The following is a 1,024-nucleotide window of genomic DNA, read 5'->3' on the forward strand; positions in this document are numbered from 1 at the left end:
GCGGCGCTCCGCCCCCGGCCCCCCGGGCGGCGGACAGGCCCCGGCCCCCCGGCCGCGGGCTCGCCAAGGGCCCCGGGTCGGGGCGAGGCCCCGGGCCTGGGCGGGGTCAGCAGCCCGAAGGGGGTGGCGGCGTCGGGGACGGGGTGTCGGGGGAGCCGGACACGGCCGCGGGCTCCTTCGTGGCGGGGCCCTGGCGGCGCAGCAGACGGGCCCAGGGGCCGCGGGCCGCGGTGACCTCCGTGCCGCCCTCCGCGGCCGCCTCGGCCGCCGCCGTGGCGACCGGCAGGATGCCCTCGTCGAGCGTCTCCGGAGCCTCCTCGGGCCACAGGCCCAGCGAGTCGCACAGGGTCGGCAGAACGGCCATCGCGGCCGTGGCGTACCCCTCCGCCGAGGGGTGGTAGTTGTCCGGGCCGAACAGCTCCCGCGGATTCGCCGCGAACTCCGGGCCCAGCAGATCGCCCAGCGAGACCGTGCGCCCGCCCTGCTCCACCACTCCGATCGTCTGCGCGGCGGCCAGCTGACGGCTCAGCCGCCGCGCGATCCAGCGCAGCGGCTGATAGACGGGCTCGATCGTGCCGAGGTCGGGACAGGTGCCCACGATCACCTCGCAGCCCGTATCGCGCAGCCTGCGCACCGCGTCCGACAGCAGCCGTACCGACTTGGCGGGCGGCATCCGCCGGGTGACGTCATTGGCGCCGATCATGATCACGCATACGTCGGGGAACAGGTCTGGATCCTCCAGCACCAGCGTGACCTGGCGCTCCAGATCGCTGGACTGCGCCCCCGGCAGTGCCACGTTCCGCAGGTCCACCGGGCGCTCCGCGACCGCCGCCAGCCCCGAGGCGAGCAGCGCGCCCGGTGTCTGACTAGGGCGGTGGACGCCCTGTCCGGCGGCCGTGGAGTCGCCGAGAAAGGCCAGCCGCAGTGGTGGCTGGCCGGTCCTGCGGGCGAAGGCGAAGCCATATCGGCCGTCCGCGCGCGGGGGCGGGTCGGCCGAGCCGCCCCCCACCCCCAGAGCAAGGGA

Annotated in this window: 1 protein-coding gene; it reads right to left on the reverse strand. The window is 76.6% G+C overall.

Annotation, left to right across the window (positions count from 1 at the left end; genetic code table 11):
* Window positions 1–106: 106 nt before the first annotated feature.
* Window positions 107–1,024 (reverse strand): SGNH/GDSL hydrolase family protein (locus tag ACFXB5_RS27390; RefSeq protein ID WP_385212434.1); only part of this gene is annotated, 918 nt, incomplete at its 5' end.

This window comes from Streptomyces sp. NPDC059455, from assembly GCF_042750115.1.
Taxonomy (GTDB): domain Bacteria; phylum Actinomycetota; class Actinomycetes; order Streptomycetales; family Streptomycetaceae; genus Streptomyces; species Streptomyces endocoffeicus.